This is a genomic window from Tahibacter sp., from assembly GCF_035481375.1.
In the GTDB taxonomy this organism is placed as follows: Bacteria; Pseudomonadota; Gammaproteobacteria; order Xanthomonadales; family Rhodanobacteraceae; genus Tahibacter.
In genome coordinates, this window is the sequence record NZ_DATIGT010000179.1 from 1 (window position 1) to 8,980 (window position 8,980).

An 8,980-nucleotide genomic window follows, 5' to 3' on the forward strand; every position below is an offset into this window, starting at 1 on the left:
CGGCCAGCTGCGGCACGCTGACCGGCACCGCCGGCGGCAGCGCGTTCTCGGCCGCGGGCGCGAGCATCGCGGCCGGCGCCGGCAATGCGCTGGCCTATTCGCTGCCGGTGCAGTTCGGCGCGGGCATGACGACCAATCCGCTCGTGAATACGGCGACCGTCGACGGTCCCGACCTCGCCGCGCCGGTCAGCGCGAGCGACAGCGACACGCTGCTCGGCGTGACCGGCCTCACGCTGGCCAAGACCGACGGCAGTCCGACGTATACGCCGGGCGGTACGGCGGTCTATGACCTCGTCATCGAGAACGCCGGGCCGTCGAACGCGAACGCGGTCAGCGTCGTCGACAACCTGCCGCCGGGCGTCACGCTCGCGGGCTCGCCCTCGTGCGCGGCGACCGGCACGGCCTTCTGCGGCACGCTCAGCGGCAGCGCCGGCGGCGCGGGCTTCGGCGTGACCGGCGCGACGCTCGCGGCCGGCGCGGGCAATCGCCTGACCTATTCGCTGCCGGTCGCATTCGCGGCGGATCTGTTGACAGATCCACTCGTGAACTCTGCGACCGCGGACGATCCCGCTGCGCCGTCGCCGAGCACGGCGACCGACAGCGATGCGCGCAGCCCGCTGACCGACCTCGTGCTGGCCAAGACCGACGGCGCGGCGAGCTACACGCCGGGCACGACGGGAACCTACGTGCTGACCCTGACCAACGACGGGCCGAGCGATGCGACCGCGGTCTCGATCGCCGACAGCCTGCCGGCCGGTGTGACGCTGACGGCACCGCCGAGCTGCACGGCCAACGGCAACGCGACCTGCGGCACGATCAGCGGCAGCGCCGGCGGCAGCAGCGCCGGACTCAGCGGCGCGACGCTCGGTGCCGCATCCGGCGACAGTCTCGTCCTGAGCCTGCCGGTGGATTTCGCGCCGGGCCTCAGCGTGAATCCGCTCGTCAACACGGCGAACGCGACCGACAGCGCGGATCCCGACGGTGCGCAGGCCGACGACAGCGATGCGCTGCAGGCCGTGTCCGGCCTCAGCGCGACCAAGGACGACGGCGCGAGCAGCTACACGCCGGGCGGCACGGCGACCTATGTCGTCGTCGTGACCAATGCCGGTCCGTCGAATGCGGCCGCGGTGAGCCTCGCCGACCCGCTGCCGGCCGGTACCACGCTGACCGCAACGCCGACCTGCGTCGCCGTCGGTGCCGCAGGTTGCGGCACGATCAGCGGCACTGCCGGCGGAACGAATTTCGGCGCGGCCGGCGCGAGCATCGCCGCGGGACCGGGCAACGAGCTGCGCTACAGCGTGCCGGTCGCGTTCGCGGCCGATCTCGCGGCCGATCCGCTCGCCAACACCGTGACCGTTACGGATCCGGCCGACCCGACGCCGGCCACGGCGACCGACAGCAACACGCGCGGCGGCCAGGCGGCGCTCGGCATCACGAAGACCGACGGCAACCTGAGCTACACGCCGGGCGGCAGCGCGACCTACACCGTCGTCGTCACGAATGCGGGGCCGAGCAATGCCGCGAACGTGACCGTCGACGACAGCCTGCCCGCGGGCGTCACGCTGAGCGCGACACCGACCTGCGTCGCGACCGGTGCCGCCCTTTGCGGAACCGTGAACGGCAGCGCCGGCGGTGGCGCGTTCTCGGCGGTCGGCGCGAGCGTGGCGGCGGGTGCCGGCAACGCGCTCACGTATTCGCTGCCGGTGAATTTCTCGGCCGCGCTGACGACCGATCCGCTCGTCAACACCGCGACGGCGAGCGACCCCGACGACGCCGACGGCGCGCAGGCGAGCGACAGCGACGTGCTGCTCGCGAGCACCGGCCTCACATTGACGAAGGACGACGGCAGCGCGACCTACGTGCCCGGCGGCACCGCGACCTATGTGCTGACCGTGACGAACGCGGGTCCGTCGAACGCGAACGCCGTCAGCATCGGCGACACGCTGCCGGCCGGCGTCACGCTGACCGGCACGCCGACCTGTCTGCCGGTCGGCACCGCGACCTGCGGCGCCATCAGCGGCAGCGCCGGCGGTTCCGCGTTCGGCGTCAGCGCGGCGACGCTGCCGGCCGGTCCGCCGAACGGATTGATCTACAGCCTGCCGGTCGCGTTCTCGCCGGCGCTGACGGCCGATCCGCTCGTGAACACGGCGACCGCGTCGGATCCGTCGGATCCGATACCCGCCGTCGGCAGCGACAGCAACGTGCGCGCCGGCGGCGTGGTCCTGCAGGTGGTCAAGACCGACGGCAGCGCGACGTATACGCCGGGCGGCACGGCGACCTATCTGGTCACCGTCACGAACGTCGGCAGCGGCAACGCCGCGGCGGTCAGCGTCGCCGACACCTTGCCCGGCGGCGTCACGCTGAGCGCGCTGGTGACCTGCGCGGCGACGGGCAGCGCGAGCTGCGGCAGCGTCGTCAGCAGCGTCGGCGGCGGCGGTTTCAGCGCGAGCGGCGCGAGCATCGCGGCCGGTGCCGGCAACCAGCTGCAGTTCAGCGTGCCGGTGCAGTTCGCCGCGGACCTGACGGCCGATCCGCTGATCAACAGCGCAACGGCGGACGATCCGGATGCGGCGAACAGCGCGACCGGCAGCGACAGCAATGCCCGCGCGGCGTCGGCCGACGTGTCGATCGTGAAGAGCGGTCCGCCGACCGTCAGCGGCGGCGCGGCGATGACCTACACGCTGCTCGTCGGCAACGCCGGCCCCGGCGCGGCCGACGGCGCGTCCGTACATGACGCGCTGCCGGTCGGCATCACCGCGGTCACGGCGGCCTGCGCCGGCGCAACCGGCGGCGCCGTCTGCGCCACGCCGGCCGTCTCGGGTTCGGACGTCGCCGGCTACGCCGTCGACGCCGTCGTGCCGGTGCTGCCGCCCGGCGGCACGGTCACGCTGACGATCACCGGCACCGCGCCGACCGGCCCGACGCAGATGCTCGCGAACACGGCCACCGTCACTGCGCCGAACGGCACGACCGATCCGGTCCCCGGCAACAACTCGAGCACCGCGACGACGACGACGCCGGTACTGCTGCAGCGTTTCGAAGTGGATTAGTAAAAAAAGAAGACGGGCCTCGCGGCCCGTCTTGCGGGAAACCCGCTCCCTCCAGGGCGAGGGTAGGGATGACGACGCGTTCAGCCCCGGCCGTGCCGGCCGCCGCTCACCGCGACGGCGGATCCGGCACGAAACTGTCCGGGAACGGGTCCGGACGATCCGGCCGCGGGCGGTGGCGCGGGATGACGCCTTTCGCGACGAGGTTGCGGTAGCTGTCGTAGCGCACCGACACGAGTTCGTTCGGACGGTCGCTCTGGCGCTGGAACGACGTATAGGTCGCGTTGCTGTATTCGCGGTCGCCGTGGCCCGTGCCCAGCGACTCCTGCACCGGGGCGGCTTCGCGGTGCGCCGTCGAATCCTGCGCCGCGCCGCCGGCGGTCGATGCGCCCGGCGCGGCCGCGGGCATTTCCGGCGCGCGCTTGGCTTCGCCTTCGGTCGCGCGTGCGCTCTTGTCCACTTTGTTGCGATAGATGGGTTTCGGCGCGCGTTCGCGGAAGGCGGCGACGCCGATCACCCCGACGTTGGCCGGACGGCCGGTCTGCGCGGCATACGAATCGCTGAGCGTCGTGAATTCGAACGCCGCGATCTCGTCCATGTTCTTGCGCCAGCCGGCGACCTCGGTGCTCTCGTAAGGATCGAGCACGTAGCCGGTCTGCTGCGTGCCGGCGGTCTCGCCGCTGATCGCATTGACGCCGTCGACCGAGAGCACGGCGAGTACGCGTTCGTTGCTGCGGTTGGTGATGCGCACCGCATAGCGGTGACCCGGTGCGCCGGCGATGTAGGTGTCGCCGCGGTGGTAGTACTGCTGCAGCGTGGAGCCGGATTCGCGGTCGACGATCTGCAGATCGACGAGGCGGCCGGCCTGGGCGGTGGTCGCCGAAGCGATCAGGGCAACCGCGGCGAGCAACCGGTGGCGCAGTGACATGGCAGGTCTCCAGTGAGAAGGCGCCCGGTCAAACGTGACCCCCGCGACGGCGGGGTTAGCGATCGTATGGCGGGCGCGGGACCGCGCCGGAGGCGTTCCGGCGCGAGTCAGATTCGAAGCCCGTCACTCCTCGACCAGCGCCGCGCCCGGTGCGTTGCTGGCGACCGACGCGATGCCGGCGTCGCGCGCCTTCTCGCTGTCGTACATCTCGCTGTTGCCGATGATCTGGCCGTTGCCGGCCTTGAGGCTGAAATGGAACTTGCCGTTGCTCGCGGTCTTTTTCTCGAACCGGCCGGACTGCGCGGCGTTGTTCTTGACCGACTCGACGCCGTTGCGCGCGCCGCTCTTGTCGACGTAACCCTGGCTGGCCAGGATGATTTCGCCGTTGCCGGCCTTGAGATTGAAATAGGTCTTGCCGCCCTTGCCGCTGAAGATCGTGAACTTGCCTGCCATTGGAAGCTCCTAATCGTTGCTGGGTCCCCTGAGCCGGAATCTCCGGAACCGCCGACCGGCGGTCCACGGAGCGACGCATGACTGCGCCGCCGCGCAGTATCCCGCTGCGCCGCCGGGCTCGCCAGCCGTGCGCATATACCGGCCGGGGCTTTCGCGGCCGCAGCGGGCTTTGCCGTAAACTGGCCGGCCCTATCGTCCAAGCCTCGCCATGAGCAAGACCCGCGTTCTCACCGGCATCACCACCACGGGCACTCCGCATCTGGGCAACTACGTCGGCGCGATCCGCCCGGCGGTCGCCGCGAGCCGCAGCCCCGACGTCGAGTCGTACTACTTCATGGCCGACTACCACGCGCTGATCAAGTGCGACGACCCGGCCCGCATCGCGCGCTCGCGCCTGGAGATCGCCGCGACCTGGCTCGCCTGCGGCCTCGATCCGGAAACCGTATATTTCTACCGTCAGTCGGATATTCCCGAAATTCCCGAATTGACCTGGCTGCTGACCTGCGTCACCGCCAAGGGCCTGATGAACCGCGCGCACGCCTACAAGGCGTCGGTCGACGCGAACACGGCCGCCGGGGAGGATCCCGACGCCGGCGTGACCATGGGGCTCTACAGCTATCCGATCCTGATGGCCGCCGACATCCTGATGTTCAACGCGCACAAGGTGCCGGTCGGCCGCGACCAGATCCAGCACATCGAGATGGCGCGCGACGTCGGTGCCCGCTTCAATCACTTGTTCGGCGCCGGGCGCGACTACTTCACGCTGCCCGAGGCGGCCACCGAGGAAAGCGTGGCGACGCTGCCGGGTCTCGACGGCCGCAAGATGTCCAAGAGCTACGACAACACCGTGCCGCTGTTCGACGGCGGCGCGAAGAAGCTCAAGGAGACGATCGCGCGCATCGTCACCGACTCGCGCCTGCCGGGCGAGGCGAAGGATCCCGACAGCACCGCGCTGATGCCGATCTTCACGGCGTTCGCGGAACCGGCGGAAACCGCCGAATTCCGCGCGGCGCTCGCCGACGGACTCGGCTGGGGCGACGCCAAGCAGCGCGTGTTCGAACGCCTCGAACGCGACATCGCGCCGATGCGCGCGCGCTACGAGGAACTGATCGCGCAGCCCGGCCGCATCGAGGACATCCTGCAGGCCGGCGCGCAGCGCGCGCGCGGCATCGCCGCGCCGTTCCTCGCGGAACTGCGCAGCGCCGTCGGCCTGCGCGATTTCCGCACCGACGCGGCCAAGGCAAAGACGGCCGAGACGGCAAAGGCGGCAAAGCCGCAGTTCAAGCAGTACCGCGAGAACGACGGCCGCTTCTACTTCAAGCTCGTCGACGCCGAACAGCGCCTGCTGCTGCAGAGCACCGGCTTCGATTCGCCGAAGCTCGCCGGCCAGCGCATCGCCGAACTGCGGGCCGCGGCGACGTTCGCCGCCGCGGACGACTGCGCGCTGGCTGAAGGCGTCGGCGCGGATGAAGTCGAGCGGGCGCTGGCGGAACTGCAGTAGTCGGAAAAGCGTGAAGAGGAGCGGGAATCGAGTGCGGCGGAGCGCGTCGCCCGCTTTTGCTTTTCGCTGTTCGTGCGGACTTCGTGGCGATGAAGGGAAAGGTGGAAAGGTGCGCTTTACTCATTTCTCACTCCTGTACGCGCTTTTCTCGCTGTTCCCGCCGACCGCCTCCGCCGTCAGCACCACGCCCGCGCCGGTCACCGGCACGGTCCTCGCACCGCTGTCCGAGCCGAAGAAGCTCGATCTCGCCGCGCTGCCGCCCGAACTCGGTTCGCTGCGGCTCGACGGCCTCGTCTCGCGCAATGGCGACAATCTTCCGGGACGCTGCTCCGAACTTGCGCCGATCGCGCATCAGGCTGCGCTGGACGAACCGCAGCGGCCCGGGCCGTTGCTCGTCGTCGGCATCTGCGCGCGTGCGGCAGGCGACAGCGTGGCGGCGGCCGCGGCCTTCGCGCGGCTGCGCGAACGCGTCGAGGCGAGCCTCGCGCCGCCGGGGATCTGGCAGGGCGACGCCTATTACTACGGCGTCGGCACGCTCGATGTGGCCGCAGTCGCCGCGGCGCTCGATCCCGATCAGAACACGACGCTGATCGCGTCCACGCTCGACGCATCGAACGACGGTCATCGCCTGCACGAAGTGCTGTGGCTGCGCACGGCCGACGCGCGCGTGCGCCGCGTGCGCGTCGACCTGACGCCGAGTGCCGAACGCGTCATGCGCTATCTCGCCGATCGCATCGACGACCCGACGTCGCGCGACGTGCACGCGGCGATCGCCGGCTACATGGCCGTCAACATCCAGGCCGGCCAGCTCGCGGCCGACTCCAGCGCGCTGGTCGGACGCGCGCGGATCGCGGCGCGCACCGGCCTCTACGGCGGCATCGAACAGGCGCGCAAGGATCTCGATCGCGCGGTCGCGCAGGACGACGCGTTCGCGCGCTACGCCTATGCGGAATGGCAGCTCGCGCAGGAAGACGGCGACCGCCGGCGCGCGCTCGACCTGCTGCGCCGTGCAGGCGAGCAGCATCTGCCCGAAGCGCAGGTGCTGCTCGCGCTCTGGTGCGAGCTTCACAAGGATTGCGCGCGTGGCGAAGCGGCTGCGGCGCAGTCGGCCGCGGTACGCGCCTATGGCGAGGCCGAGGTCGCGTTGCTGCGCTACGAGGCCGCGCAGCGGTTGAGCCTCAGCGGCGGCGAGCGCGATCTCGAACGTGCGCTCGCCAAGGGCAGCGTGCGCGCGATGGCCGTGCGCATCCACCAGCTTGCGGGCTCGACCGACAAACGCGCGCTGCGCGAACGCGAGGCGCTGCTGCGGCGAGGCACCGCCGATGGTCTTGCGTACGCGCTCGAAGTCCGCGGGCTTGCCGACTACGCGGGCGCGACGACGCGGGAAGCGCGCGCGGCCGCACGCGAGGTGCTGGAGCGCGCCGCGCGACGCGGCAGCGCGCTCGCCGCGACGCAGCTCGGCGTGAGTCACGTCGGCGGCGCGGACGACGATGCGCAGCGCGCGCTGCGCTGGCATCGCCTTGCGGCCGAACGCGGCGACGCGCTCGGGCAATACAACTACGCGACCGTGCTGCTCAACGGCACCGGCATCGCCGCCGATCCGGCCGCGGCGCGTCAGTGGCTGCTGCGCAGCGCGATGCAGGGGCAGCCGCGGAGCCTGCGCACGCTCGGCGACCTCTACGCGAACGGCCGCGGCGTCGCCGCCGACGCCGCGCGCGCCGTGCATTTCTACGCCGCGGCTGCGCGCCTCGGCGACGCGCGCAGCCAGTATCTCTACGCGCTTGCGCTCGACCTCGGCGACGGCGTGACGCAGAACCGCGACGACGCGCGCGGCTGGTACGAACGCGCCGCGGCGCAGGGCAGCGGCGACGCGACGATCGCGCTCGCGCGCATCGAACTCGGCGGCGCGTCGCCCGAGGCCGGCATCGCGCGGCTCGCGGCCTGCGCCGACGCGGGCGACGCGCCGTGCCGGCTCGTGCTCGCCGGCACGCTGATGACCGGACCGGAATCCGTGCGCGACGTGCCGCGCGCGCTCGCGCTGTTCGAGGCCGCCGCGGCCGGCGGCGACGCGCGTGCGCTGCTCGCGCTCGGCACGATCTACCTGCAGGGCAGCGGCGTCGCCGTCGACCGGCCGCGCGCGTTCGGCTATTTCAGGCGTTGCGAGGGCATCGAAGGCGAAGGCGTCGACAGCTGTCTCGCGCGGCTCGGCAGCGCGTATCGCTATGGCTGGGGCGTCGACGCGGATCGCGCGCGCGCGGCCGAGATGCTGAAGCGCGCGCAGGAGCGCGGCTCGGCGGAAGCAACCTGTGTGCTCGGCGAAATCGCGCGCGAAGACGGCGACGCGGCACACGCCGCGCAATGGTTCGCGCAGTCTGCGGCAGCGGGAAATGCACACTGCATGCTGCAGCACGCGCGCGTGTTGCTGGACGGCGATGCGACGCAGGCTGCATCCGCGATGACATGGCTGAAGAAAGCGGCGGCGGCTGGCAATCCGCAGGCGCGCGTCGACATCGTCGCGGCACTGCTGCAGCCCGAATCGCCGCTGCGCGACGAGGCCGCGGGCATCGCCTACGCCGAGCAATGTCTGCGTGAGGCAGCCTACGACTGCGTGGCCGCGGCCGGCGGCGTGTTGCTGCGGCGCGCGGACCGCACCGACAACGCGCGCGGTCTGGCCTGGCTGGAAACCGCCGCGAACAGCGGCGACGCCGCGACGGCGCGCGTGCTCGGCTATGCCGCGTACTACGGCTACGGCCGCGCGCGCGATGCGGCGCAGGCGCGGCGCTGGCTCACGCAGGCCGATTCGTCCGGTCTCGACGGCGTGCTGCTCGCGCGCCTCGACGCGGCGGCCGGCGACGTCGCGCTCGCGAAGGACCGGCTGATCCGCGCGACCCGGGCCGGCAACGCCTATGCGCAGCTGCTGCTCATCGACATCTGCGCGCTGCCCGGTGCGGAGTGCGGCGGCGATGCGCCGACGACGTCCGCGTGGCTCGCGAATCTCGAACGCCGCGGCGAGCGTCGCGCGAGCGAACTGCTCAACGAAGTCGCCTGGGC

Annotated in this window: 5 protein-coding genes; 3 read left to right on the plus strand and 2 right to left on the minus strand. The window is 71.7% G+C overall.

The annotated features are described in order from the left end of the window. Positions 1-3,050, plus strand: a 3,050-nt coding sequence (locus VLF18_RS11540) for a hypothetical protein (RefSeq protein WP_325279771.1), incomplete at its 5' end; no start/stop codon positions are given. A gap of 106 nt (positions 3,051-3,156) precedes the next feature. Here VLF18_RS11540 and VLF18_RS11545 read toward each other — a convergent pair. Both VLF18_RS11545 and VLF18_RS11550 read right to left on the minus strand, forming a co-directional pair. Next, entirely contained in the window at positions 3,157-3,975 is an 819-nt protein-coding gene (locus VLF18_RS11545; protein WP_325279772.1) for a hypothetical protein, read from the minus strand. A gap of 123 nt (positions 3,976-4,098) precedes the next feature. Further along, positions 4,099-4,428: a YegP family protein gene (locus VLF18_RS11550; RefSeq protein WP_325279773.1), complete on the minus strand. Its 330-nt coding sequence runs from the start codon at positions 4,426-4,428 to the stop codon at positions 4,099-4,101. A gap of 208 nt (positions 4,429-4,636) precedes the next feature. Between VLF18_RS11550 and VLF18_RS11555 the strand changes: the two genes are divergently transcribed. Together VLF18_RS11555 and VLF18_RS11560 are read left to right on the plus strand one after the other, a co-directional pair. Further along, positions 4,637-5,929, plus strand: coding sequence for a tryptophan--tRNA ligase (locus VLF18_RS11555; protein WP_325279774.1), 1,293 nt, complete (start codon positions 4,637-4,639; stop codon positions 5,927-5,929). A 109-nt stretch (positions 5,930-6,038) separates the two neighbouring features. Further along, a partial coding sequence (locus VLF18_RS11560) for a hypothetical protein (RefSeq protein WP_325279775.1) occupies positions 6,039-8,980 on the plus strand: 2,942 nt, incomplete at its 3' end.

What these genes read in the sequence shown, in the direction of transcription:
- VLF18_RS11555 (WP_325279774.1), top strand. Translation starts at nt 4,637, where the DNA reads ATGAGCAAGACCCGCGTTCTCACCGGCATCACCACCACGGGCACTCCG.
- VLF18_RS11545 (WP_325279772.1), bottom strand. Translation starts at nt 3,975, where the DNA reads ATGTCACTGCGCCACCGGTTGCTCGCCGCGGTTGCCCTGATCGCTTCG.
- VLF18_RS11550 (WP_325279773.1), bottom strand. Translation starts at nt 4,428, where the DNA reads ATGGCAGGCAAGTTCACGATCTTCAGCGGCAAGGGCGGCAAGACCTAT.